The 25,468-nt window shown below is 76.7% G+C and carries 16 protein-coding genes, 1 tRNA gene and 3 pseudogenes; 7 read left to right on the forward strand and 13 right to left on the reverse strand.

The features are described from left to right. Positions 1-159 precede the first annotated feature (159 nt). The 5 genes and pseudogenes from fdhA (at position 160) to F1641_RS14165 (ending at position 4,226) form a co-directional block, all read left to right on the forward strand. A pseudogene (fdhA, locus tag F1641_RS14150) lies at positions 160-1,375 on the forward strand (formaldehyde dehydrogenase, glutathione-independent). Between the two features lie 188 nt (positions 1,376-1,563). After that, positions 1,564-2,415, forward strand: coding sequence for an MFS transporter (locus F1641_RS20040; protein WP_206691194.1), 852 nt, complete (start codon positions 1,564-1,566; stop codon positions 2,413-2,415). Beyond that, entirely contained in the window at positions 2,376-2,891 is a 516-nt protein-coding gene (locus F1641_RS20045) for a hypothetical protein (protein ID WP_206691195.1), read from the forward strand. Before F1641_RS20040 ends, F1641_RS20045 begins: the two co-directional genes overlap by 40 nt. Before the next feature lie 9 nt (positions 2,892-2,900). Then, on the forward strand, positions 2,901-3,746 hold the full coding sequence (locus F1641_RS14160; protein ID WP_194906611.1) for a DNA-formamidopyrimidine glycosylase family protein: 846 nt from the start codon (positions 2,901-2,903) through the stop codon (positions 3,744-3,746). Positions 3,747-3,755: 9 nt separating this feature from the next. After that, entirely contained in the window at positions 3,756-4,226 is a 471-nt protein-coding gene (locus F1641_RS14165) for a phosphoribosyltransferase (protein WP_194906613.1), read from the forward strand. On the opposite strand, the gene F1641_RS22465 is transcribed toward F1641_RS14165, so the two are convergent. The 6 genes and pseudogenes from F1641_RS22465 to selA all read right to left on the reverse strand — a co-directional run bounded on the left by F1641_RS22465 (position 4,210) and on the right by selA (position 15,505). Then, positions 4,210-6,828, reverse strand: a complete 2,619-nt coding sequence (locus F1641_RS22465) for a diguanylate cyclase (RefSeq protein WP_194906616.1) — start codon at positions 6,826-6,828, stop codon at positions 4,210-4,212. The two genes, F1641_RS14165 and F1641_RS22465, sit on opposite strands and share 17 nt — an antisense overlap. An 86-nt stretch (positions 6,829-6,914) precedes the next feature. Then, entirely contained in the window at positions 6,915-9,554 is a 2,640-nt protein-coding gene (locus F1641_RS23350) for a diguanylate cyclase (protein WP_194906618.1), read from the reverse strand. 34 nt (positions 9,555-9,588) lie between these two features. Then, complete coding sequence (locus tag F1641_RS23355) at positions 9,589-12,198, reverse strand: sensor domain-containing diguanylate cyclase (RefSeq protein WP_194906620.1); 2,610 nt, start codon at positions 12,196-12,198, stop codon at positions 9,589-9,591. Positions 12,199-12,223: 25 nt separating this feature from the next. Next, the gene (locus tag F1641_RS23920) at positions 12,224-12,565 is read right to left on the reverse strand and encodes a SelB C-terminal domain-containing protein (protein WP_375541494.1); all 342 of its coding nucleotides are present in this window, start codon (positions 12,563-12,565) and stop codon (positions 12,224-12,226) included. 498 nt (positions 12,566-13,063) lie between these two features. Further along, a pseudogene (selB, locus tag F1641_RS23925) lies at positions 13,064-14,101 on the reverse strand (selenocysteine-specific translation elongation factor); the annotation flags it as partial. Continuing rightward, complete coding sequence (selA, locus tag F1641_RS14190; RefSeq protein ID WP_194906624.1) at positions 14,102-15,505, reverse strand: L-seryl-tRNA(Sec) selenium transferase; 1,404 nt, start codon at positions 15,503-15,505, stop codon at positions 14,102-14,104. Positions 15,506-15,567: 62 nt separating this feature from the next. Here selA and F1641_RS14195 point away from each other — a divergent pair, with 62 nt between their 5' ends. After that, complete coding sequence (locus F1641_RS14195) at positions 15,568-16,218, forward strand: TRIC cation channel family protein (protein ID WP_194906626.1); 651 nt, start codon at positions 15,568-15,570, stop codon at positions 16,216-16,218. A gap of 4 nt (positions 16,219-16,222) precedes the next feature. Here the strand turns inward: F1641_RS14195 and F1641_RS14200 are convergent, their stop codons facing one another. Both F1641_RS14200 and F1641_RS14205 read right to left on the reverse strand, forming a co-directional pair. Next, a complete protein-coding gene (locus tag F1641_RS14200) occupies positions 16,223-16,909 on the reverse strand; it encodes a GPP34 family phosphoprotein (RefSeq protein WP_194906628.1) in 687 nt (228 codons plus the stop codon). A gap of 24 nt (positions 16,910-16,933) precedes the next feature. Then, positions 16,934-17,029: transfer RNA gene (locus F1641_RS14205), tRNA-Sec, on the reverse strand. A gap of 51 nt (positions 17,030-17,080) precedes the next feature. Here F1641_RS14205 and selD point away from each other — a divergent pair. Beyond that, positions 17,081-18,103, forward strand: a complete 1,023-nt coding sequence (gene selD, locus F1641_RS14210) for a selenide, water dikinase SelD (RefSeq protein ID WP_194906630.1) — start codon at positions 17,081-17,083, stop codon at positions 18,101-18,103. A 73-nt stretch (positions 18,104-18,176) separates the two neighbouring features. On the opposite strand, the gene F1641_RS14215 is transcribed toward selD, so the two are convergent. The 5 genes and pseudogenes from F1641_RS14215 to F1641_RS14240 all read right to left on the reverse strand — a co-directional run bounded on the left by F1641_RS14215 (position 18,177) and on the right by F1641_RS14240 (position 25,443). Next, on the reverse strand, positions 18,177-18,722 hold the full coding sequence (locus F1641_RS14215; protein ID WP_194906632.1) for a hypothetical protein: 546 nt from the start codon (positions 18,720-18,722) through the stop codon (positions 18,177-18,179). Between the two features lie 73 nt (positions 18,723-18,795). Beyond that, complete coding sequence (gene nrfD, locus F1641_RS14220) at positions 18,796-19,920, reverse strand: NrfD/PsrC family molybdoenzyme membrane anchor subunit (RefSeq protein WP_206691196.1); 1,125 nt, start codon at positions 19,918-19,920, stop codon at positions 18,796-18,798. After that, complete coding sequence (locus tag F1641_RS23365; RefSeq protein ID WP_194906928.1) at positions 19,917-20,903, reverse strand: 4Fe-4S dicluster domain-containing protein; 987 nt, start codon at positions 20,901-20,903, stop codon at positions 19,917-19,919. The genes nrfD and F1641_RS23365 overlap by 4 nt, the downstream gene beginning before the upstream one ends. Before the next feature lie 76 nt (positions 20,904-20,979). Continuing rightward, positions 20,980-24,312: pseudogene (gene fdh / locus F1641_RS14230) on the reverse strand (formate dehydrogenase); the annotation flags it as partial. A 339-nt stretch (positions 24,313-24,651) separates the two neighbouring features. Further along, positions 24,652-25,443, reverse strand: a complete 792-nt coding sequence (locus F1641_RS14240; protein ID WP_206691197.1) for an ABC transporter permease subunit — start codon at positions 25,441-25,443, stop codon at positions 24,652-24,654. Positions 25,444-25,468 lie beyond the last annotated feature (25 nt).

Here is a 25,468-nt window from a genome sequence, read left to right on the forward strand (position 1 = left end):
CCGGTCCACACCCGCACCACCCGGACGGGTGCTGATGTTCTTCTGATGCATCAGTGGCCCCCCGGTGTTGTCGGGCGCCGGGGGAGTGCCTACGGTCGGGGGCACCGGGACACAGGCGTCAGCGGTGACGCGGGTGCCCGGCTCACCTCGGGAGCGTGCATGAGCAGCAACCGCGCAGTGGCCTACAACGGGCACGGGGTCGACGTCATCGACATCGACTACCCCACCTTCGAGCTCAAGGACGGGCCGGGCGTCAAACCCGGACAACGTCGGCCGCCCGGTGCGGCACGGCGTGGTCCTCAAGACCGTCTCGACCAACATCTGCGGCTCCGACCAGCACATGGTCCGCGGCCGGACCACCGCCCCCGAGGGCCTCGTGCTGGGCCACGAGATCACCGGCGAGGTGGTCGAGGTCGGGCCCGACGTCGAGTTCATCAAGGTCGGCGACGTCGTCTCGGTGCCGTTCAACATCGCGTGCGGCCGCTGTCGCAACTGCAAGGAGCGCAAGACCGGCATCTGCCTCAACGTCAACCCCGACCGCCCGGGCTCGGCGTACGGGTACGTCGACATGGGCGGCTGGGTCGGGGGCCAGGCCGAGTACGTGCTCGTGCCCTACGCCGACTGGAACCTGCTGAAGTTCCCGGACCGCGACCAGGCGCTGGAGAAGATCCTCGACCTGACGATGCTGTCCGACATCTTCCCGACCGGCTTCCACGGCTGCGTCACCGCGGGCGTCGGCGTCGGCTCCACCGTCTACATCGCCGGCGCCGGCCCCGTGGGCCTCGCGGCGGCGGCGGGGGCGCAGCTGCTGGGGGCTGCCGTCGTCATCGTCGGCGACCTCAACGAGGAGCGGCTCGCGCAGGCCCGCAGCTTCGGCTGCGAGACCGTCGACGTCTCCAAGGGCGACCCGAAGGACCAGATCGAGCAGATCCTGGGTGTGCCCGAGGTCGACTGCGGCGTCGACGCCGTGGGCTTCGAGGCCCGCGGGCACGGCTCCGGGGCCGGCCAGGAGGCCCCCGCCACGGTCCTGAACTCCCTGATGGAGATCACGACGGCGGGCGGCGCGCTGGGCATCCCCGGCCTCTACGTCACGGGTGACCCGGGCGGTGTCGACGACGCCGCCAAGCGCGGCGCGCTCTCCCTCGACCTCGGCACCGGGTGGGCCAAGTCGCTGTCGTTCACCACCGGCCAGTGCCCGGTGATGAAGTACCACCGCGGCCTGATGCAGGCGATCCTGCACGACCGCGTGCAGATCGCGAAGGCCGTCAACGCCACCCCGATCGGCCTCGACGAGGCCCCGCAGGGCTACGCCGACTTCGACAAGGGCGCCGCCAAGAAGTACGTGCTCGACCCCCACGGCACCATCAAGCGCTGACCCCGCGACCGGCCGTGACGCCGGACGTGCAGGACCCCGCCCCGCGGGGCTGACAGCCCCAGCGGGCGGACCTCTGCACGTCCGGCGCCACGAGCAGCCACGCGCCGGGGCTGCGGCTGGTTGGATGGGGCCGGGCGACGACGAGGACGCCTCCACCACCCGTCCCGCCCGTCCCCGGAAGGCCCGCAGTGCCCACCTCCACCTCCAGCCGGGCCCTGCTCGCGCTCGCCACCGGCGCCTTCGCCATCGGCTCCACCGAGTTCCTCATGATGGGCCTGCTGCCCGAGGTCGCCGGCGACCTGTCCGTCACCGTGCCGGCGGTCGGGTACGCGATCTCCGCGTACGCCCTCGGCGTCGTCGTCGGCGCGCCGACGCTCACGGCCCTGTCCACCCGGTACCCCCACCAGCGGGTGCTCGCCGGGCTGATGGTCCTGTTCGTGCTCGGCCACGTCGCCACGGCCTTCGCCCCCGGCTACCACGAGCTGCTCGCCGCCCGCTTCGCCACCGGGCTCGCGCACGGCTCGTTCTTCGGCGTCGCCGCCGTCGTCGCCCGGTCCCTGGCCGCCCCCGGCAAGGAGGGCAGCGCCATCAGCCGGGTCTTCACCGGCCTCACCGTGGCCCAGCTGCTCGGCGTCCCCGTCGGGACGGCGCTGGGCCAGGTGCTCGGCTGGCGCTGGGCCTTCGGCCTCGTCGGCGTGCTCGGCGTGGTCACGGTCCTCGCCGTGCTGCGCTGGGTGCCGCTGCGCCGGGAGGCGCCGGTGCGCCTGGCCACCGAGCTCACCGGGGTGCTGCGCCCCCAGGTGCTGCTGACGCTGGCCGCCACCGCCGTCGGCACCGGCGGCCTCTTCGCGGTGTACAGCTACGTCGCCCCGATCCTCACCGACCTCGCCGGCTTCCCCGCCGCCGCGGTCGCCTGGTGCTCGTGGCCTACGGCGCCGGCACCGTGGCCGGCACGCTGCTCGGCGGCAGGGGCTCGGACCGCTTCCCCGAGGGCTCCGCCGTGCTGGGCCTGGCGGCCCTCTCACTCGCGTGCCTGGTGATGCTCGGCGCGTCCGGGCACCCCGCCACGGCGCTGGTGGCGCTGGTGCTCTTCGGCGTCGTCGCCTTCTTCGTCGGGCCACCGCTCATCAACCGCGTCATCTCCGTGGCCCCCGGCAGCGGGCTGATGGCCTCGGCCGCCAACCAGGCCGCGTTCAACGCCGCCAACGCCCTGGGCGCCGCCGCCGGCGCCCAGGTGCTCGCCGCCGGGTACGGGCTGCGCGCCACGATGGTCGTCGGCGCGGTGCTGGCCGCCGCCGGCGCCCTCATCGCCCTGGTGGCGGTGCTGCTGCAGCGCCGGGCCCCCAGCGGCACCGGCGCCCTGCCGCTGGTGCGCCGCCGCGCCGTCGTCGAGCACGAACCCTCCCTCGTGCTGGAGGCCCTGCGCCTGGCCGGCATCGCCGGGGCCACCAGCTGCGTGGCGGCCGTCCGGCTGGACGCCGACACCCGAGAGGCGCAGACCCCCGCCGCGCGGTGAGATCGAGCGGTGCCCGAGGGAGACACCGTCGCGCGGCTGGCCCGCCGCATGGACGCCGTGCTGGCGGGCCGGCGCCTGCTGGCCGGGCGGCTCATGGTCCCCGCCCACGCCGGGGCCGACCTCGCCGGCGCCCTCGTGCTCGGCACCGCCACCCACGGCAAGCACCTCCTGACCCGCCTGGACCACGACGGCGAGGCGCTCACCCTCCACACCCACCTGCGCATGGACGGCGAGTGGGCGCTCCTCGGCCCCGGCAAGCGCCTGCCCGCCGCCCGCCACCCCGACGTCCGCGCCCTGCTCGTCACCAGCGAGCAGCGCAGCGCCGCCGGCCTGCGCCTGCCCGTGGTCGAGCTGCTCCGCACCTCCCGCGAGGCCGACGCCGTCGGCCACCTCGGTCCCGACCTCCTGCACGACGGCTTCGACGCCGCGCTCGCGGCCCGCAACCTCCTCGCCGACCCCGCGCGCCCCCTCGCCGGGGCCCTGCTCGACCAGCGCAACCTCGCGGGCCTGGGCAACCTGTGGGCCAACGAGCTGTGCTTCCTGCTGGGCCGCAGCCCCTGGACGCCGGTCGGCGACCTGGGGGAGGACGGCGTGGCGCGCGCCGTCGCGCTCGCCGAGAAGGCCCTGCGGGCCTCGGCCGCCGGGACCACCGGCTACCAGGTCACCACCGGCGACACCCGCCCCGGCCAGGAGCACTGGGTGGCGGGGAACGCCGGGAAGCCCTGCCGGCGGTGCGGCACCACCGTGCGGGTGGTCGACGGCGCGGCGGGCGCGTCCTCCGGGGCCGACCAGCGGTACGGGGTCCACCGGCGGACCTGGTGGTGCCCGCGGTGCCAGCCCGGTCCCCAGCCCTAGGGTGCGGGGATGCGAGAGGTCCTGACGTGGGAGCTGTTCGGGACGGCGGTGCGCGACCTCGCGCAGCAGGTCGCCGACGACGGGTTCGAGCCCGAGGTGGTGCTCGCCATCGCCCGCGGCGGGCTCGTGCCCGGCGGGGCGCTCGCCTACGCGCTCGGCACCAAGAACACCGCGGTGATGAACGTCGAGTTCTACACCGGCGTCGACCAGCGCCTGCCCGTGCCGGTGGTGCTGCCGCCGGTGCTGCAGGCCGTCGACATCGCCGGGGCGCGGGTGCTGGTGGTCGACGACGTCGCCGACACCGGCCGGACCCTGGAGACGGTCCTCGACTTCTGCGCCGGGCACGTCGCCGACGTGCGCTCGGCGGTGGTCTACGAGAAGCCCACCTCGGTGGTGCGCTGCGAGTACGTCTGGCGCCGCACCGACCGCTGGATCGACTTCTGCTGGTCGACCCCGGGACCGGTCACGTCCTCGCGCTGACCGCCTCGACGAGGTCCGCCCGCCAGCACCGGGCCTCGTCGGCGGTCATGGGTGCGGCGACGAGCGGCCCGCGCACGGCGGTCGCACCGGCGGCGACGGCGCGCTCGAGCTGGTCGTCGGTGGTGACCCCGGTGGCCGCCACCAGCAGGCCCAGCCGCTGGGCCGCCGCCGCGACCAGGTCGAGCACGAGGCGCTGCGCCGGGTCGTCGGAGCTGACCAGGTCCGCCGCCAGGGCGAGGGCGCGCACCGGCAGGGCGGGGAGCTCCCTGAGGGGCGTCGACCCGCTGGCCTCCAGGCCCGCCAAGACGCCGACCGCCTGGAGGGTGCGCAGGTTCCAGACCACGGACGGGTCGGTGCCGCAGGCCTCGCCCACGGACAGGGCCAGCGCCCGGCCGGGCAGCTCGGCGGTGACGAGCGCGTCGGAGACGTCGTCGAGCAGGCGCCCGTCGGCGGCGTGCGCGGGCGAGAGCCTGACCGTGAGCGGGACGTCGTCAGGAGCGCCGTCCCGCCCGCGCCACTGCGACGTCTGCACCGCCGCGGCGTGCAGCAGCCACCGGCCGAGGTCGCGTCCGAGCCCGGCGGCCTCGGCGGCGCCGACGACCTCGCTCCCCGAGAGCGCGGTCCCGGCGCGGTCCCAGTGCGGGACGGCGTGCCACGCGAGCAGCGCCCCGCTCGTCGCGTGGACCACGGGCTCGTAGCGGACCTCCAGCGCCCCCGCGGCCAGCGCGGCACGCAGGTCGTGGGCGACGGCGTCGCGCTCGGCCTCCTCGCGCAGGAGGTCGGCGTCGTGGACGACCACGCACCCCCGCCCCCGGGCCTTGGCGCGGTAGACGGCGGTGTCGGCCTTGCGCAGGAGCCGCGCCGGGGTCGCGCCGCCGCCGGAGGAGACCACGAGGCCGACGCTGGCGCCGACCGACGGCGTCCGCAGCGTCCCGTCGACGGTCAGCTCCAGCGGCTCGGACACCGCCGCGACCAGGCGCTCGCCGAGCGCGCGCGCCCCGTCGGCGTCGAGGTCGCGGGCGACGACGACGAACTCGTCACCGCCCAGGCGGGCCACCACGTCGTCGCCGCGCAGCTGGGCGCGGAGCCGGGCGGCGGTGGTGCGCAGCACCTCGTCGCCCGCCGCGTGACCGCACCTGTCGTTGACCTGCTTGAAGCCGTCGAGGTCGACGAAGAGGACCGACGTGGTGCCCCCGTCGGCGGCGACGCGCGCCACGGCGTCGTCGAGCGCGGACAGGACCGCAGCGCGGTTGGGCAGGCCGGTCAGCGGGTCGTGGGTGGCGCGGTGCACGAGCTCGGCGCGCAGGGCGTCGCGGGCCGCGACGGCGTGCACCACCGCCTCCAGGGAGTCCTGCACCGCCTCGGCCAGCCGGCCGGGCACCGGGGTCCGGTCGAGGGCGGGGCCCAGGTCACCGCGAGCGACGGCCTCGGCCTGCACCCGCACCCGGTGCAGGCCCTCGGCGGTGCTGCGCAGGGCGTCACCGACGTCGCGGACCTCCCGCGGGCCGCGCAGGGGCAGGTCCAGCGGCTCCCCGTCGAGGGCCCGCCGGGCCGCCTCGCTCAGGCGGCGCAGGGGGCGGGCCGTGCGACGCGCCACGACCAGGGTGCTCGCCACCGCCAGCACCAGGGCCAGCACGCACAGCAGGACCGCTCGGGCGAGGGCGCGCTCGGAGGTGCCGCGGTCGGCGTCCGAGGCCGCCAGGGCGTCGTCCACGGCGCTGCGCAGCAGGCGGGTGAGCACCGCGTCGCGCAGGCTGCTGGCGGCGCGCAGCGACACCGCCGCCGGGGCGTCCAGGTGCTGGACCGCGGTGGCGTCGATGCTCTCGGCGACGGACGAGCCCATGGCCTGCGCCCACGCGTTGCGCAGCACGGAGGTCGACAGGGCGTCCCCCTGGTGGACCAGGTGCTCGTAGCTGCCGGTGGCCTCCTCGAGCGCCCGCGCGGCCAGCACGCGGTCCTGTCCCGTCAGCACGGCCGCCGCGAAGGCCAGGGGCAGCTGGCGGCTGGCGTGACCGGTGAGCTCGGCGACCAGCCCGACGTCGTGGACGCGCGGTGCGCTCTGCTCGGACAGACCGGCCGAGGCGGCCCGCACGGACGCGCGGGTCTCGGCCAGGCGCACGGCGTCGGAGGCGCTGAGGTAGGCGTTCAGCTGGTCCGGCAGCGCCGAGAGGCCCGCGTCGGCGGCCACCCGCACGGCGCGCAGCTGCTCCGCGACGGCGGGGGCGACCGCCGTCGCGCGCCCGGGGGTCACCGCCGCGACCGCCCGGTCCGTCAGCGTGCGCGCCTGCGCCAGCGACTCGGGGGCGTCCTGGCGCAGGCGCGCGCGCTCCAGCGGGCTGAAGCCGGCGCGGGCGGTCGCGGCGTCGTCGCGGATGACGGTGACGACGAGCGTCGGGAGCAGCTCCTGGTCCACGGCTCGGCGCACGGCGTCCAGCTCCAGGCTGGCGGTGAGCAGCTCGTGGGCGGCGACCGCCCGGTCGACCTGGCCGAGGTGGGACTGCACGACGCCGGCGCTGAGCGCAGCGGTGGCGAGCACGGGCACGGCGACGAGCGCCGCGAGGTGCTGCCAGACGCTGCGTCCTCGACGCCTCTCCCGGGTCACCTCCAGTGCATCGGTGCCTCAGGCGCCCGGGTGAGCCCGGGAGGGGCTCGAGGCGCTCGTGCCGTCCAGGTGCACCCGTGCGGACGTCACCCCGCGGCGTAGGCCGCGTCGTCAGCGGACGAGCACCGGGCTGCGGCCTCGTCGGTGGTCATCGGGGCACCGGTCAGGGGACCGCGCACGACGTCGGCCCCGGCCGCGACGGCCCGCCGCAGGTGCTCCTCGGTCTCGACGCCGGTGGCCACGACCCACAGGCCCAGCTGGCGGGCGACGCCGGCGAACAGGGCCAGGAGCTGCTGGCGCGCCGGGTCGTCGGCGGCGACGAGGTCGGCCGACAGGACCACGCCCCGCACGGGCAGCCCGGGCAGGTCCTGCAGCGGGGTCGCCCCGGAGCCGGCGACCGCCGTGTGGACGCCGAGGACCCCCAGCGACCGCAGGTGCCAGGCGGCGCCGGGGTCGGCGGCCGCGGTCTCGGGCACCACGACCGCCAGCGCGCCGGCGGGCAGCGCCGCGGCGACCAGGGCGTCGGCGACGTCGTCGAGGAGCCGCTCGTCGGCGGCGTGGCGCGCGGTGACGCGCACCGACGCGGGCGTGCGGCCTCCCCACGCGGCCACCTGCGCGGTCGCGGCCAGCAGCTGCCAGCGCCCCAGCTCGCGGCCCAGGCCCGCGGCCTCCGCCGCCTCGACGAGCGCCTCGCCGCACACCTGCGCCCCCGCGCGCGTCCAGTGCGGGACCACGACCCACGAGAGCAGGTCCGAGGTGCCGGGGCGCACGGCGGGCTCCCACCGTAGCTCGAGGCGGCTGCGCGCGGGGTCGTCCAGGGCGGCGCGCAGGTCGTGGGCGACGGCGTCGCGCTCGGCCTCCTCGCGCAGCAGGGCGGCGTCGTGCAGCACGACCCGGCCCCGGCCCAGCGCCTTGGCGCGGTAGACCGCGACGTCGGCCTCGCGCAGCAGGCGCTCTGCGCCGACGCGCCCGCCCGGTGAGAGGGCCACGCCCACGCTGGCGCCCACCCGCGGGGTGCTCAACCCGCCGTCCACCACCAGCTCCACCGGCGCGGAGACCGCCACCACCAGGCGCTCGCCGAGGGCGAGGGCCTCGGCGGTGCCCAGGCCCTGGGCGACCACCACGAACTCGTCACCCCCGAGGCGGGCGACGACGTCGCCGCCGCGCAGCAGCTCGCGCAGCCGCGCCGCCACCGCGCAGAGCACCGCGTCACCGGTGGCGTGCCCGCAGCGGTCGTTGACCAGCTTGAAGCCGTCCAGGTCGACGAAGAGCACCGCGACCGACCCCTCGGCACCGGTGGTGCGCGCCAGGGCGGCGTGCAGCGCCGCCAGCGCGGCCGCCCGGTTCGGCAGACCGGTGAGGGGGTCGTGCGCGGCGCGGTGCGACAGCTCGGCGCGCAGCGCGTCGCGGGCCTCCACCGCGCGCACCATGGCCTCGACGGAGCCCTGCACCACCTCGCCCAGGCGCCCGGGCACGGCGGGCTGGGCGAGCGCGGCGTCGAGGTCGCCGCGCGCGACGGCCTCGGCCTGCTGCCGCACCCGGTGCAGGCCCTCTGCGGTGCGGCTGAGCGCGTCACCGACCTCGCGCACCTCGCGCGGCCCGCGCCGCAGCGGTGCGAGCGGCTCGCCCTCCAGGGCGCGCCGCGCCGCCTGGCTGAGGCGGCGCAGCGGCCGCGACGTCAGACGCGCGACGACGACGGTGCTCACCACCGACAGCACGAGCACCACCACGCACAGCCACACCGCCCCCTCCAGGGCGCGCTCGGACTCGGCGCGGTCCGCGGCGGTGACGCCCAGCGCCCGCTGCACCTGGGTGCGCAGCAGCCCGGTGAGCACGGCGTCGCGGATGCCGCTCGCCTCGCGCATCCCCAGCAGCTGGGGCCCGCTCAGGCGGTCGGGGGAGTCGACCGGGAGGGCCGCGAAGGCCGCCAGGGCGGCGCTGGTCCGCACCGGCAGGGGCGCGCCGACGGCTGCCGTCCAGGCGGCGCGCGCCGCGGACCCGGACAGCGCGGCCGGCTGACCGGCCAGCTCGGTGTAGCTGCCGGTGGTGGCCCGCAGGGCGTCGGTGGCCCGGTCGCGCTCCTCGCCGGTCAGCACCGCCGCGGCGAAGGCGAGGGGCAGCTCGCGGCTGGCGTGGCCGGTGAGGGCCACCACGAGGCTGACGTCGTTCACGGCCGGGGCGCTGGCGGCCGTCAGGCCCGTCGCGGTCGCGGCCACGGCGGCGTCGCGCTGGGCCAGGCGCAGGACGTCGGAGACCTGCAGGTAGAGGGTCAGCAGGGTGGTCACCGTGTTGGACCCCTGGTCCGCGGCGGCCCGCACCGCCCGCAGCCGGCTCGAGACCGACCCGGTGACGCTGGTGGCGGGCAGGGGCGCCACCGCGGCCAGGGCGCCGTCCGTGGCGGTGCGCGCCACGTCCAGGGAGGCGGGCACGTCGCGCAGCAGCTGCACGCGCACCGCCGGGGTGAAGCCCGCGGCGCCGGCCACCTCGTCGTCGCCGGCCACGGCCAGGACCAGGGTGGGCAGCACCTCCTGGTCCACGGCGCGGCGCAGCGCGTCGAGCTGCAGGCTGGCGGCGAGGAGCTGCTGCGCGGCGGCGGCCCGCTCCACCTCGTCGTGGCGGGTGCGCACGACGACGGCGCTCAGGGCCGCGGCGGCGAGCAGCGGGACGACGACGAGCGCGGTGAGGTGCTGCCACACCGCGCGTCCCCGGGAGGGTCTGGTCGCCACGCCGCTGCATCGGCAGGGCGGAAGATCAAGTGCCTCAGGAAAGCAGCAGTGCACCCGGACGGGTCAGCGCGACCAGCGGGCCGGACAGGCAGAGGGTCCCCAGGCCCACCAGGCGCGCGGCCTGCTCCTCGGTCACCACGCCCTCGGCGGACACCAGGACGCCCGCCGCCGCCGACGCCCCGGCCACCAGCCGGGCGACCCGCTGCTGGCGCGGGTCGTCGCGCACGAGGTCCTGGGAGAGCACCACGACGTCGACGGGGGCGCCCGGCAGGTCGCGCAGCGGGGTCAGCCCGTCGACGACGACGCCGACGGGCACCCCGAGGGCCCGCAGCACGTGCAGGTGCGCCACGACGTCGGGGTCGGCGAGGGCGCGCTCGCCGACCTCCACGTACAGGTCCCGCGCCGCGCCGGGGCGTCCGGTGGCCTCCAGGACCTCGGTGACGTCGTCCAGCACGGCCGGGTCGGCTGCGTGGCGGTCGGTGAGCGCGACGACGACGCACGCACCACCGCGCGGCGCCTCGCGCAGCACCTCCGCGGCCTGCGCCAGCAGGGCCCGCCCGACGGCGCGGCCCAGGCCGGTGGCCTCCGCGCAGCGCACCAGCTCGGCCGTCCCCACCGCGCCGCCGCGCTCGGCGGGCCGGTGCCAGACGGGCCGCGCGCGGTGCCCGGTCACGACCCGGCCCTGCGCCAGCACCTGCGGCTCCCACTCCGCGAGGACCTCCCCGGCGGCCAGCGCGCGAGGCAGGTCCCGGGCCCGCTCCTCCTCGCGGGCCACCTCGGCCCGCAGCGCCTCGTCGAAGAGCACCACCCGGCCCCGGCCGGCGGCCTTCGCCCGGTAGGCGGCGGTGTCGGCGCGGGTGAGCAGCGCGGGGGCGGCGACCGACCCGGCCCGCTGGAGGGCCACCCCGATGCTGGCCCCGACGGTGCGCTCGCGCTCGTCGCCGCCGACCGGGACCCGCACCGGCCGCGCGACCAGCTCCACGAGCCGCTCGGCGACGGCGAGGGCGTCCTCGACGCTGATGTCGGCCATGACGACGACGAACTCGTCGCCGCCGAGGCGGCCCACGAGGTCCTCCTCGCGCACCCCGTCGCGCAGGCGCCCGGCCACCGCCCGCAGCAGCACGTCACCGGCGGCGTGGCCGCAGCCGTCGTTGACGGCCTTGAAGCCGTCCAGGTCCACGAAGAAGACCGCGACCTGCTCTCCGGTCCGGCGCGAGCGCTCCACCTGCGCCTCCAGCGCCGCCTCGGCGGCGGCGCGGTCGCGCAGGCCCGTCAGCGGGTCGTGGTCGGCGCGGTGCGCGAGCTCGGCGCGGAGCGCGTCGCGGGCGCGCACGGCCGCCACCAGCGAGGTGACCGAGGCGTGCACCGCCCCGCCCAGCGGGCCCGGCACGGCCGGGAGCTCGACCGCCCGGCCCAGGTCGCCGCGGGCGACGGCCTCCACCTGCTCGCGCACGCGGTGCAGGCCGCGGGAGGCGGTGCGCAGGGCGCGGGCGACGTCCCGCAGCTCGCGGGGGCCGGAGGCCGGCCGGTCCAGCAGCGCGCCCTCCTGCAGCTCGCGGGCGTCCCGGCCGAGGCGGCGCAGCGCGGCGGCCAGGGAGCGGGCCGCGGCCACCGTCGCCCACGTCCCGCCCAGCAGGGCCAGCAGGCACAGGACCCCCGTGAGGCGCAGCGACGACGCCGCGGCCTCCGCGTCCGCGGCGGTGGCGGCCTCCGCCAGGCCGTGGGCCCGGCCCACGAGGACGGCGAGGTCGGCGTCGCGGTCGGCGCTCAGCGGGCGCAGGGCGAGCAGCTCGACGCCGCCCAGGTGGCCCGGCGAGGTCGGGTCCAGGGCCCAGCCGCTGCTCAGGCCGCCCGCCAGGGCCTGCGCGGCGGGCGAGTGCAGCGCGTCGTGGGTGCCGGTGGCGAGCGCCGCCACCAGCGGCTCCTGCTCGGGGTCGTCGAGGTGCTCCAGGTCTCCCGAGGCCGCGCGCCACCGGCGCAGGGCGGCGTCGCGGTCCTCGCCGGTGAGCACGGTGGCCACCAGCGCCGCGGGGAGCTGGCGGGTCGCGCTCGTGGACAGGCCCACCAGGCGCTCGACGTCGGCCACGGCAGGAGCGCTCCGGCGGCTCAGACCCGTCGCGGCGGCCTCCACGGACGCCTCCCGCTCGGCCACCACGAGCACGTCGGAGACGTACCGGAAGTCGTCGGCGAGGGCGCCGAGGCCGTGCAGGCCGCGGTCGGTGTCCGCCCGCAGGGCGAAGAGCTGGTCGGCGGCGACGCCGACCGCCACCGCGGCCTCCTGCTGGCCGACGCCGGCGATCGCCCGGTCGGTGGCAGCCCGGGCCCGCTCGAGGTCGCTCGGGGCCCGGGACAGCAGGGTCGCGCGACCGGTGTCGCGGCCGTCGGGCTGCTCGAGGCCCGCGCGCCGGGCGAGCACCCGGTCCTGGGCGATGCGCAGCACGAGGGTCGGCAGCAGCTCGGCGTCGACGGCCCGGCGCACGGCGTCGACCTGCTCGCTCGTGCGCAGCTGCTCCTGGGCGCTCCGCGCGTCCTGGAGGTCCCCGACCCCGCGGCCGGTCAGCGAGCCCGCCAGCACCGTCGCGGCGAGCAGGGGGATGCCGACGAGCGCCGTCAGGTGCTGCCACACGGCGCGTCCGCGTCCCACGCCCTCCCATCGGCACCCGGGGTGCTCACCCTGCAGCGGCACCACCTGGCCGGCCCAGCGTCCGGGTCCCGTCGGGAGAGCGCAGGGTGTCGCCGCGGCGGTCGAGGAGCTCCAGCAGCGGCACCGCCACGCGCCGCGTCGTGCCCCAGGCGCGGCGCGCCTCGCTCAGCGGGAACGGCTGCGGCAGGCCGGCGAGGGCCGCCGCCGCACCGTCCAGGGCCTGCGGGGCGAGGTAGATCCCGTCGGCCACCCGGGCCAGCGCACCCGCGCGCACCGCGGCCGCCAGCTCGCGCGGTCCCAGGCCGAGGTCGCGCAGGCGGTGGGCCTCCGGGGCGGAGTACGGCGCCGCGCGCAGGTCGGCGAGCACCGCGTCGACGGCCTCGGCCACGCGGGGCGGGAGCGCCGGGCCCGTGGCGGCGCCGGCGGGCACCACGCGACCGTCGCGCACCGCGAGGTCACCGCCCACGAGGTCACCGCCCACGAGGTCACCGCCCACGAGGCGGGCCACGAGCCCCGTCGTCGGCAGGTCGAGCCGCCTGCGCAGCGCCTCGAGGGTCGGACCCGGCTCCAGGGGGTGCTCGCGCTGGTGGGCGGCCACCTCACCGGCCACGCACCCCCGCAGGCCGGCCGCCGCGCCGGGGGAGAGCAGGTGGTCGCCGTCGGACAGCACCACCGGCGAGGCGGCCAGCGCCTCCACGTCCCCGGCGCGCAGCCCCAGCGCCCGCAGCGCGGTCCGCGTGGTGCTCCCGCGCCGGGCCAGCTCGGCGGCGGCGCCCCCCGGACCGGGCACCGGCACCAGCGGCACCCCCGCCAGCACCTCCGCGCGCTCCCGGGCGGCACCGCGCCGGCGCAGCGGCGGGGGAGCGGGGTCGAGGACGGCGACGCCCGCCAGCACCCGGTGGCCGCCCGGGTCGCGCAGCAGCGCGCGGTCACCGGTGCGCAGCGGCAGCGGCTCCGCCAGCGACAGCCGCGCGTGCTGGCCGTCGAGGGGGCGCACCCTCACGGGCGCGGCGGCCGTGCCGAGGTGGAGCACCAGGTGCTCGGGCCACCTCCCGCCGTCGCGGTCGCCCTGGTCGACGGGGTCGACGGGGAGCAGCCGGACGTCGACGGCGTCCGTCGTCGTCACCGTCCCGGGGGTGCTCAGCGCCGTGCCGCGGCGCACGGCGGCGGCGGGCACGCCCCGCAGGTTCAGCGCCACGCGCGCGGGCCCGGAGGCCGAGGGGACCGGGGCGTCGAGGGACTGCAGGCCGCGCACGCCGACGCGGGTGCCGTCGGGCAGGGCCAGCTCGTCGCCGCTGGTGACGGTGCCGGCGGCGAGGGTGCCGGTGACCACGGTGCCCGCGCCGCGCACGGTGAAGCTGCGGTCGACCCACAGCCGCACCGGGGCCGCCGGGTCGGGCCGGGGCGCCGCGGCGAGCACCCCGCCGAGGGCCGTGCGCAGCGCGTCCAGGCCGGCGCCGGTGGCGGCGCTGACCTCCACCGCCGGCAGGCCGCGCAGGGGGGTGCCCGCCAGGTGGGCGCGCGCCTGCTCCACCACGGCGGCGCGGCGCTCGGGGCCGCCGAGGTCGCAGCGGGTCAGCACCAGCAGCCCCCGCTCGACCCCGAGGGCCGCCAGGGCGTCGAGGTGCTCGGACGACTGCGGCATCCACCCGCCGTCGGCGGCCACCACGAGGAGCACCGCCGTGACCTGGCCGACGCCCGCCAGCATCGTCGGCACGAAGCGCTCGTGGCCCGGCACGTCGACGAAGGCGACGTCGCGCTGGGGAGTCCATACGAAGCCCAGGTCGGTGGTCAGGCCCCGGCGCTGCTCCTCGGGGAGCCGGTCGGGGTCGGTGCCGGTGAGGGCGCGCAGCAGGGTCGACTTGCCGTGGTCGACGTGCCCGGCGGTCGCGACGACGTGCACTCAGCGCCTCGCAGCGAGCAGGGCGCCGGTGAGGGCGCCGATGAGGGCGCCGATGAGGGCGTCGTCGTGGGGGAGGACCGCGCGCAGGTCGACCAGGCAGCGGCCGCCCTCGACGCGGGTGAGCACGGGGACGGCCTCGGGCTGCCCGGTGCGGCGCAGGGGCTCGGCGAAGGCCTCCGGCAGGGACAGGGCCACCGAGGGCAGGACGACGCCGGGGGCCCCGCCGCCACCGACCACGGCCTCGCTGTCGACCACGGCCACGTCGAGGTCGGGGTCGGCCGTCCGCAGGGCGGCCGCGCAGCGCTGGGCGCGCTCGCGCAGGTGGCCCAGGTCGGCCTCCAGCGCCGCGACGACCGGGGGAGGTGGACCGGTGAGGGTGGCCTCCAGGGCCGCGAGGGTCAGCTTGTCGACGCGCAGGGCCCGCGCCAGCGGGTGGCGCCGCAGCTGCTCGACGAGGTCGGCGCGGCCCAGCAGCAGCCCGGCCTGCGGGCCGCCGAGCAGCTTGTCGCCGCTGGCCGTCACGAGGTCGGCACCCGCCCGCAGCGCGGACGCGGCGTCGGGCTCGTCGGGCAGGTCGCGGCGCGGGGCGAGCAGCCCGGAGCCGGTGTCGACCAGCAGCGGGACGCGGCCACCCGGAGCCGACCTGCACACCCGCGCGAGGTCGGCCGTGCCGGGGGCGGCGGTGAACCCCTCCACGCGGAAGTTCGACGGGTGCACCTTGAGCACGAGCCCCACCCGGCGGCCCTCGCGCTCGGCGGCCTCGAAGGCCGCGGCGACGTCGGCGGCGGTGGTGCGGTTGGTGGTGCCCACCTCCCGCAGCCGCGCCCCGGTGGAGGCCACCAGCTCGTGCAGGCGGAACCCGTCGCCGACCTCGACCATCTCTCCGCGGCTCATGACGACGTCGCGGTCGAGCCCGCCCCCGGCCAGCGCCGTGCACGCCAGCACCAGCGCCGCGGCACCGTTGTTGACGACGTGCACGGCCCCGGCGTCGGGGACCGCCGCGGCCAGCGCCGCCGTCGCCCCGCGGCCCCGGCGCGCACGACGGCCGGTGGCGAGGTCGAGCTCGACGTCGGTGGTTCCCGCGGCGTCGGCCACGGCCCGCACCGCGGCCGCCGACAGGGGCGCCCTGCCGAGGTTGGTGTGCAGCAGCACCCCCGTCGCGTTCACCACGGGGCGCAGCGAGGAGGCGGTGGGCGGCAGGTCGGCGAGGACGGCGGCGACCACGGCGTCGAGGTCAGGGGCCAGGGCCCCCTCCCGGACGCGCTGCTGCGCCCTGCCGACGGCGTCCCGCACCAGCCGGCGGCCCAGGCGCTCGCGCGCGCCGGCCAGGTCGGGGGAGTCGAGCACGGCGTCGGTGCGGGGCACGGCCCTCCTCGCGTCCGCGGGGGTACCGGTGCCTGTCACCCGTCCAGCGTAGGAACGCGTGTGCGATCACGCCCGCCCTGCCGCATGGACGACCATGGGGCGTGCCCGGCTCCACGCTCCTGCTCGTGCTCGACCTCGTCGGCGTGCTCGCCTTCGCCGTCGACGGCGCCCTCACCGCCTCGCGCACCGCGCGCCTGGACGTGGTCGGCGTCATCACCCTCGGCGTCATCACCGCCCTGGGCGGCGGCATCATGCGCGACCTGCTCATCGGCAGGGTCCCCCCGGCCACCTTCTCCGACTGGCGCTACCTCGCCGTCGCCGCCACCGGCGGGGTGCTCGTGTGCCTGTTCGGCCACCGCATGGGACGCCGCCGCGTGGCCCGCTCCCTCACCGTGCTCGACGCCGCCGGCCTGTCCCTGTTCGCCGTGACCGGAGCCGGCACCGCGCTCGCGGCCGGCCTGGGCCCGGTGCAGGCGATCCTGCTGGGGGGTCTGACGGCCATCGGCGGCGGCACGCTGCGCGACGTGCTGACCGGCCGCACGCCGCAGGTGCTGAGCTCGGGCCTGTACGCGGTGCCCGCGCTGCTGGGGGCGGCCGTCGTCGTCCTGAGCGCCCAGGTCACGCACACCGACGTGGTGGGCATCGGGTCGGTGTGGGCCGTGGTCGCGGCCGGGCTGTGCTTCGCGCTGCGCATGGTGGGCGTGGTCCGCAGGATCGACCTCCCGGGGCCGCGGCAGCCCCCCGTGGCCTGACCCGTCAGGTCGAGGTGGCGGCGGTCATGGCCGGCACCATCACGGCGACCATCACCGCCGTGTCCACGGCCTCCAGGGCGCGCTTCACGCTCCCGGCGATCCGGTCGTCGGCCGCGACGGCCCTGCCGGCGTCCTGCAGCTGCCGCCGGTCCAGGCCGACCTGGGCGGGGTCGACCACCTTCGGCAGCACCCCGCTCACGCTGAGCAGCGCCACGAGGGCGGCGGTGCGCTCGTCGTCGGCGCGGCCGCCGCGCAGGGCCGAGTGCACGCGGTCGCGCACGGAGCGTTCGGCGCTCGGGTCGGCCGCGGGGTGGGTGGTCCTGTCGAAGATCCGCCACACCTTCTCCTCCCGGCGCTCCAGCGCGCCGGCGGCCACGAGCCGGGAGACGAGCTCGTCCTCCAGGCCCTTGGCCAGGTGGGGGAGGAGGGCGTCAGCCCGCGAGGGCTTGCGGTCACCGGCGCGGCGCAGGGCCTCGTCGAGCACGGGGTCACCGGTGGGCGAGGAGTCGACGACGACGAGCTTCGCCTTCTTCGGGTCGGCGTCGGCGCTCTCGGGGGCGACGCGCCCGAGCAGCACCAGCTCGGTGAGCACCGCACCGGCGAGCGCGGGGCCGCGGTGGCTGCCGTCGAGCAGCCAGGTCCCCCTCGCGTCGTCGAGCAGCAGCAGTGCGAGGTCCTCGGCGATGAGCACCTGGGGAAACTACCGTCTGGCAGCTGGCGGAGGTGGACGGGAATCGAACCCGCCAAGCCGAGGTGCTCGGCTTCGTCGGCTTTGAAGGCCGCGGGGACCACCAGGAGCCCTGACACCTCCCCGTCGCTGCCCCACCAGGCTAGGTGCCCCGAGCACACCTAGCCTGCCGGGATGAGCACCACCCCCCTGTCCACGCGCCGGCTGACCAGCTACGCCCACGGCGGGGGGTGCGCCTGCAAGATCCCGCCGGGCGAGCTCGAGGCGGTGGTGGCGGGCCTGGCCGGCGGGCAGCCGACCGCCCCCGCGGTCGACGGCGCGTCGCTGCTGGTGGGCCTGGACGACGGCGACGACGCCGCCGTCGTCGTCCTGCCCGACGGCAGTGCCGTCGTGTCGACGACGGACTTCTTCACGCCGGTCGTCGACGACGCCTACGACTGGGGGCGCATCGCCGCCACCAACGCGCTCTCCGACGTGTACGCGATGGGCGGGGAGCCGCTGGTGGCGCTCAACCTCCTGTGCTGGCCGCGCGACCAGCTGCCGGCCGAGCTCGCGGCCGAGGTGCTGCGCGGCGGGCTCGACGCCGCCCGCGGCGCCGGGTGCTTCGTGGCCGGGGGCCACTCCGTGGACGACCCGGAGCCCAAGTACGGCATGGCCGTGACCGGTCGGGTCGACCCGGCGCGCCTCCTGCGCAACGACTCGGGGGAGGCGGGCCGCCCGCTCACCCTCACCAAGCCCCTCGGGCTGGGGGTCCTCAACAACCGGCACAAGGCGACGGGTGAGGTGTTCGAGGAGGCGGTCGCGGTGATGACGCGGCTCAACCGCGACGCCTCCCGCGCCGCGCTGGCCGGCGGGGCGCGGTGCGCCACCGACGTCACCGGCTTCGGGCTGCTCGGCCACCTCTACAAGCTGGCGCGCGCCTCGGGCGTGACGGCCGTCGTGGACGCCGCCGCGGTGCCGTACCTCGCGGGGACCCGTGAGTCGCTGGCGGACGGGTTCCTGCCCGGCGGCTCGCGGCGCAACCTCGACTGGGTCGCGCCGCACCTGTCCGCCGGCCCGGGGGTGGACGACGACGAGCTGCTGCTGCTCGCCGACGCGCAGACCTCCGGTGGGCTGCTCGTGGCCGGCGAGGTGCCGGGCTCACCCGTCGTCGGGGAGCTCGTGCCGCGCGGGGAGCACGTGGTCGTCATCAGGTAGCCCCCGACCGTGATCATGGGCGTCCGCCACCTGCCGGGGGTGGCGGACGCCCATGATCACGGACGGGACGAGGTCAGGGGCGACGGGCGCCCGTCACCCCGGGCAGCACCTCGGAGGCGCGCTGCTGCTCACCGGCGAAGGAGCTGATGACCACGAGCGTGCCCGTGAGGGCCGGGATGACCCACTGCATGAGGTCGAGCTTGCCCTGCGCGGCGGTGACCTCTGCGGGGGTGTTCTTCGACGACTTGGTGCCGCCCTTGACGCGCGGGTCACCGGCGTCGTCGATCACCTTGCCCAGCGCCCGCGAGTACGCGGTGGCGCCCAGCGCGGCGATGGTGACGACCGTCTTGACGCTCGACATGGTCTTCACGCCGGGCTGCGCGGCCACGCGGCCGGCGTTGCCGGCGAGCTGGCCGACCGAGCCGACGAGGTGCGCGCCGATGGCGACGGCGTTCACCGGCGTCCACCGGTTCCAGCCGGCGTTGGTGACGCGGCCGGCGTCCTTCTCGTCGGCCTCGCCGGCCGCGGCGTTCAGGGCCACGGCGTTGGCCAGGGTGCCGCCGAACCAGGCGGCCAGGCCGACGTCGTGCAGGGAGCGGGAGAACGTGTTGCGAGCCACAGGAGACCTCCGTGGTGAGAACCGGTCAGGTGTTCTCCGGCTCCGTACCCCGGGTTTCCATGACCACTACTCGCTAGGGCGCCGTCTTCGGGGCGAGGTGCGGGTCGGCCTCGCGGCCCTCGCGGCGGGCGTCCAGGCGCTCGCGCTGGGGCACCACCGTGTACTTCGGGTCGCGGGCGGAGATCATCCCCGCCTCGTAGACGCCGAACCTCGTCAGCGCGGCACCGGCGTTGAGCAGCGCCCCGCCGACCACCGACACGACCTTGCGCGCCCGCTGCGCCTTCGCCGTCCTCGGCCACACCGGCAGGTCGCTCGCCAGCGCTCCGGCGGCCCCGCCGGCCATCGCGACGCGGCTCAGCCGCAGCAGCACCCCGGCGCGACCGGTGCGGTACGCCTCCCCGATCATCCCGATCCGGTGCTCCATGCGGTGGCTCAGCACCAGCTCCGCCACCGCACCCAGCGCCCCCATGCGCCGCGCGGGACCGGCCTCGGCCAGCGGCGCGGCCACCATCCCGATCCCCCCGGCGCTCGCGGCGCCGGAGGCGGCGAAGACGAAGGGGAGCTCCGGGTACACCGAGTGCCACGCGGGCACGGCGGTGTCGGCGATGAGGACGGCGGTGTACGTGGCCAGCGGCGGCCCGAAGACCGCCGAGCCGACGCCGCCGACGCGCCCGGCCACCGGCAGCACCACCTCGGCGAGGTGCCCGATCCTCGCCCCGGCGACCTTCCGCACGAGCGGCAGCACGACGCCGGACAGCTCGTGCACCGCCGCGAGCCCCGCCCCGGTGGAGAAGGGCATGAGGATCCACGAGCCCACGCTCAGCGGCGAGGTCCACTTCACGACGCGCAGCATGTTGAGGAAGCGCGTGGGCACGCCCAGGTCGTCGATGAGCAGGACGACGGAGACGATCGAGCCGCCCGACGCGGCCAGCCGCCCGACCTTGGCCAGCGCCGGCCGCCCGGTCGCGTCGGCCAGCGCGCCCATCACGGACGCGGCGCCGCTCATGCCGCCGAGGTACAGGTAGCCCGGCACCTGGGGCACCTCCCACACCGGGGTGTGGATGACCTGGCGCCCGTAGTACGACTGGAACTCCGCGTCGGGGACGACGACGGACTCGGCGCCCCGGCGGCGACGGCGTCCGGGGGCGCCCTGCTCGCTGGGCCGCTCGGCCCCCTGGCCGCCGTCGGCGACGCTCACGGCCGGCGTCCGAGGAAGGCCGTCCCGACGACGGCGAACAGCGCGCCCGCCGCCACCGCCGCGTGGCGCCACATCGAGGGGAGCGCCTTCGTCGTCACCACCGGGTCCGGCGGGAGGCCGTAGACCTCGGGGTCGTCGAGGAGCAGGAAGAACGCCCCGTCGCCGCCCACGCCGTCGTCGGGGTCCCGGCCGTACAGCTGCGCCTTCGGCTCGCCCTTCGCCTGCAGCTCCGCCAGGCGCGCATCGGCGCGCTCGCGCAGCTCGTCGAGGGGGCCGTACTGGATCGACTCGGTGGGGCAGGCCGTCGCGCAGGCAGGCTGCTTGTCAGCGCCGATCCGGTCGTAGCAGAGCGTGCACTTGTGGGCCTTGCCCGTCGACTCGCGCTTGCCGATGACGCCGTAGGGGCACGCCGAGACGCAGTAGCCGCAGCCGTTGCAGACGTCGTCCTGGACGACGACGGTGCCGAACTCCGTGCGGAACAGCGCCCCCGTCGGGCAGACGTCGAGGCAGGCGGCGTGCGTGCAGTGCTTGCAGACGTCGGAGCTCATGAGCCACCGGACGCCCTCGATGGACCCCGACGGACCCTGCTCCCCAGCGCTCTCGTGCGGGGGGCGCGTGACCTCGGGCTCGAGGAAGCCCTCGGGGCGGATGCTGGGCATGCCGAGGGACACGGTGGGCCGCTCGGGGTCCGGAGCGTTCTGGGGCTCGCTCGCCGCGGGCGCGGCCTGCTCGATGAACGCGACGTGCCGCCAGGTGCTCGCCCCGAGCATCGAGGAGTTGTCGTACGACCACCCCGTGAGGTCCATCTCGCCGGTGGCGGGGACCTCGTTCCACTCCTTGCAGGCGACCTCGCAGGCCTTGCAGCCGATGCACACCGAGGTGTCGGTGAAGAACCCCATGCGGGGCGGGTGGTCCTCGCCGTAGCCGGAGTGCGACGCCGGGTCGTACGCCGGCCCCGTCGAGCGGGGGGTGGTGCTGGTCATGGGGTGTTCCGCCCGTCGGTCGGCTCGGACTCCAGGTCGGCGCCGCCCCGGGGGACGGCACGTCGTCGTCGGTGGGCAGCCCCGCCGCGGCGCGGCGCGCCGCGACGTACTCGACCAGCGCCGGGCCGCGCGGACGCCGCCCCGGCACGACGTCGCAGGCGCCGACCTTGTCCTGGATGTGCGTGTTGGGGTCGAGCAGGATCTCCACCAGCTCGTTCGCCGCGTCGCCGCGGCTGATGCCGTTCGGGCCCCAGTGCCAGGGGATGCCCACCTGGTGCACGACCTGCACCTGGCCGCCGTCGTCGCCCGCGCCGGGAAGCCGCAGCGGCCTGATGCGCGGCGTCACCATCACGCGCGCCTCGATGGCGCTGCGCGGCGTGACGACCGTCGCCCAGCCCTGGTGCTCCAGGCCGCGCTCGCGCGCCAGCTCGGCGGAGACCTCGATGAACATCTCCGGCTGCAGCTCCGACAGGTACGGCAGCGTGCGGCTCATGCCGCCCGCCGTGTGGTGCTCGGTGAGCCGGTAGGTGGTGAACACGAAGGGGTAGACGTCCGAGCGCGTCGGCACCCCGCGGTTGCCGGGCCGGGGGAAGGCCCGGCGCGCCGGGTTGTAGACCCGGTTCGGGTGGAGCGGGTTGCCCACGGGCGACTCCGCGCCCTCGTAGTGCGTGGGCAGCGGCCCGTCGACCACGCCGGACGGCGCGAACAGCCACGCCTTGCCGTCGGCCTGCATGATGAACGGGTCGCGGCCGGCGATGGCCGCCGGGCCCTTCGAGCCCGCGGGCGGCACGTACGACGGCGGCTTGGTGGCCTCGAAGTCGGGCACGTCGTGTCCGACCCAGCGCCCTGCACCGCCGTCAGCCTCGGCGTCCCACCAGATGAGCGCTTTGCGCTCGCTCCACGGCTTGCCGTCCGGGTCCGCCGAGGCGCGGTTGTACAGCTGTCGGCGGTTCATCGGCCACGCCCAGCCCCACTCGGCGGCGGTCCAGTCCTGCTCGGACCCGGGCCTGCGGCGCGCGGTCTGGTTGACCTCGTCGGCGTACGCGCCGCAGTAGATCCAGCAGCCCGAGCGCGTGGTGCCGTCGGACTTGAGCTCCGTGTAGGACGACAGCGCCCGGTCGACGAGGTTCCCGTCGTCGTCGAGGTGGGTCTCGGTGCCGCTGATCTCGCGCAGCACGGCCTCGCCGTCCGGCTCCCAGCTCAGCGGGTCCGAGGCGGGGCCGAACTCGTCCTCGTGCACCGGGTAGTCCCAGGTGAGGTCGAGCAGCGGCCGGTCGCGCGGGTCGGTCGACGCCGCGAGCTTCTCCCGCAGGATCCGCCCCAGCTGCCAGTAGAACCACAGCTCGCTGCGCGACTCGCCCGGCGGCGACACCGCCTGGTGGCGCCACTGCAGCAGCCGCTGGGTCTGCGTGAACGTGCCGGCCTTCTCCACGTGGCTCGCCGCGGGGAGGAAGAACACCTCGGTGTCGATGTCCTCCGTGCGCAGCTCGCCGGTCTCGATCTCCGGCCCGTCCTTCCAGAACGTGGCCGACTCGATCATCTGCAGGTCGCGGACCACCAGCCACTTCAGGTTGGCCATGCCCAGGCGCTGCAGGCGGGCGTTCGCGGAGCCCACCGCCGGGTTCTGCCCCAGCAGGAAGTACCCGTCGACCTTCCCGTCGACCATGTCCATCACGGTGCGGTACGTGCCGTGGTCGCCGGAGATCTTGGGCAGGTAGCTGAACGCGAAGTCGTTCTCGGGCTGCGCCGCGTCGCCCCACCACGACTTCAGCAGGCTCACCGAGTAGTCGCGCATGTTGCCCCAGAACCCGGCGAGGTCCTCGGAGGAGCCGACGTAGGAGTCGACGTCGTCCTGCCCGACCTTCGGCATCGGCAGGTAGCCCGACCACAGGTTGAACAGCGTCGGGATGTCGGTGGAGCCCTGGATGCTCGCGTGCCCGCGCAGCGCCAGGATCCCGCCGCCCGGGCGCCCGATGTTGCCCAGCAGCGTCTGCAGGATCGCCGACGTGCGGATGTACTGCGCGCCCTGGGAGTGGTGCGTCCAGCCCACCGCGTACGCCAGCGCCGTCGTGCGCTCGCGGCCGGAGTTCTCCACCAGCGCCTGCGCCACCTGCAGGAAGGCGTCCTGCGGGGTGCCGCAGATCCGCTCGACCATCTCGGGGGTGTAGCGGGCGAAGTGCCGCTTGAGGATCTGGAACACCGTGCGCGGGTGCTGCAGCGTCTCGTCGCGGTCGGGCTTGGAGCCGATGGTCGCGCCGCCGCTGCCGTAGGCGTCACCGCCGGCGGTGGCCTTGTGGGTCTCGCCGCCCTGCGTGCCGCCGCTCGTCCGACCGCTGGGGCTGCGGTCGCCGGCGGCCGCGACGTCCTCCGCGTCCTGGTAGGCCCAGGTGGAGGGGTCGTAGCTGCGGGAGTCCTCGTCCCAGCCGGAGAACAGGCCGGTGGGGTCGAGGCTGTCGCCGTCCTCTGCGGGGTCCTCGGTGTCGCGGTACTCCTCACCCACGATCGCCGCGGCGTTCGTGTACGCCACGACGTAGTCGTGGAAGTACGCGTCGTTCTGCAGCACGTGGTTGACGAGGCCGCCGAGGAAGGCGATGTCGGTGCCCGCGCGCAGGGGCACGTGCAGGTCGGCGACGGCCGAGGTCCGGGTGAACCGCGGGTCGACGTGGATGACCTTCGCACCGCGGCGCTTGGCCTCCATCACCCACTGGAAGCCCACCGGGTGCGCCTCGGCCATGTTGCTGCCCTGGATCAGGATGCAGTCAGCGTTGACGAGGTCCTGGAGGAAGGTGGTGGCCCCTCCGCGGCCGAACGAGGTCCCCAGACCGGGGACGGTGGAGCTGTGTCATATGCGGGCCTGGTTCTCGATCTGCACAGCGCCCAGGGCGGTGTACAGCTTCTTCATCAGGTAGTTCTCTTCGTTGTCGAGCGTCGCGCCGCCGAGGCTGGCGAAGCCCAGCGTCCGGTTGAGCTTCCGGCCGCGGTCGTCGACGTCCTGCCAGCCGTCGCGGCGGGCCTTGAGCACGCGGTCGGCGATCATGTCCATCGCCGTCGGCAGCGGGAGGTCCTCCCACTCGGTGCCGCCCGGGCGCCGGTAGCGCACCGTGGTGACGCGGGTGGGGGAGGTGACCAGGCTCTTGCTGGCGCTGCCCTTGGGGCACAGGCGCCCGCGGCTGATGGGGGAGTCGGGGTCGCCCTCGATCTGGACGATCTTCTCGTCCTTGACGTAGACGTCCTGCCCGCAGCCCACCGCGCAGAACGGGCAGACGCTCTTGACCACGCGGTCGGCGGTCTCGGTGCGGGCGGTGATCGCGTCGGTGTGCCTGGTGCGGACCGCAGCGCCGTGCGCCGTCCGGTCCGCACCGGTCACCTGGCGCAGGACGGGCCAGAGGCCGGTCACGCGCTCACCCAGCGAGCGCGTCCTCGCGCTCGACCGGCGTCCCTCGTCGATGGCCACGGGCCCAGCAGAACACGACACCGTGCCCCGGGCAACGGCGGGTGGCCGGGAACCGCAGCCGAGCGCTCGGCTGCGGTTCGGGGGGGCCCTGGAACCGCAAGCAGGCGCTCGGCTGCGGTTCTGGGGGGCCTCGGAACCGCAAGCAGGCGCTCGGCTGCGCTTCTGAGGGGCCTCGGAACCGCAAGCAGGCGCTCGGCTGCGCTTCTGAGGGGCCTCGGAACCGCAAGCAGGCGCTCGGCTGCGGTTCTGGGGGGCCTCGAAACCGCGAGCAGGCGCTCGGCTGCGGTTCCGGGGTCAGCTGGTGACGTCCTTGCGCTCGAAGCCCCGCACGGCCAGCACCGCGAACACCACGGCCAGGGCCAGTGCCGTGCACAGGCCGCGCACCGGGGCCTCCCACGCGATGGTCGGCTGCAGGAAGGCCGTCCACGCCCCGGCGTCGTCGGTGGGCAGCCACTCGCGCAGGTCACCCAGCGCGGTGATCTGCCCGAGGATCGCCGAGAGGATGTTCACCAGCACCGCCCCGCCCACGGCCCCCAGCGGGGCGTCGGTGCGGGTGCCCAGCCAGAACGCCATCGCCCCGACCCAGGTCAGCTGGACGACGACGTACGCGGTCGCCATCGCCAGCCTCCCCAGCGCGGGCCAGGCGCCCAGCGCGTCGCCCAGGGGGCTGGTCAGCGGGCCCCACCCGTAGGCGACGGTGCCGACCAGCAGGCAGACCGCGATGAACGCCGCGATCGCGGCCGTCGACGACGCGCCCGCCACCAGGGCCTTCACCGCCAGCAGCCGCCGGCGCCCCACCGGGGCCGCCAGCAGGTAGCGCAGCGACGACCAGCTCGCCTCCGCGGCGACCGTGTCACCCGCGAACAGCGCCACCAGCACCACGAAGAGGAACCCGCTGCTCACGAGCAGCGCGAACACCCCGAAGTTGACGGCGCTGCTCGTGGCGAGGTCGGCGAAGTTCGTGCCGCCGTCCGCACCGCCGTCGTCGTCGCCGCCGAGGGCGAACGCCGCCCACAGCAGCAGCGGCAGCGCCACCACGAGCACGCCCACCCACCGGGTGCGCACCCGGGACAGCTGACGGGCCACCTCGACCCTGACCGGCAGCGCGGAC

The organism is Quadrisphaera sp. INWT6, from assembly GCF_015390235.1.
GTDB lineage: Bacteria > Actinomycetota > Actinomycetes > Actinomycetales > Quadrisphaeraceae > Quadrisphaera.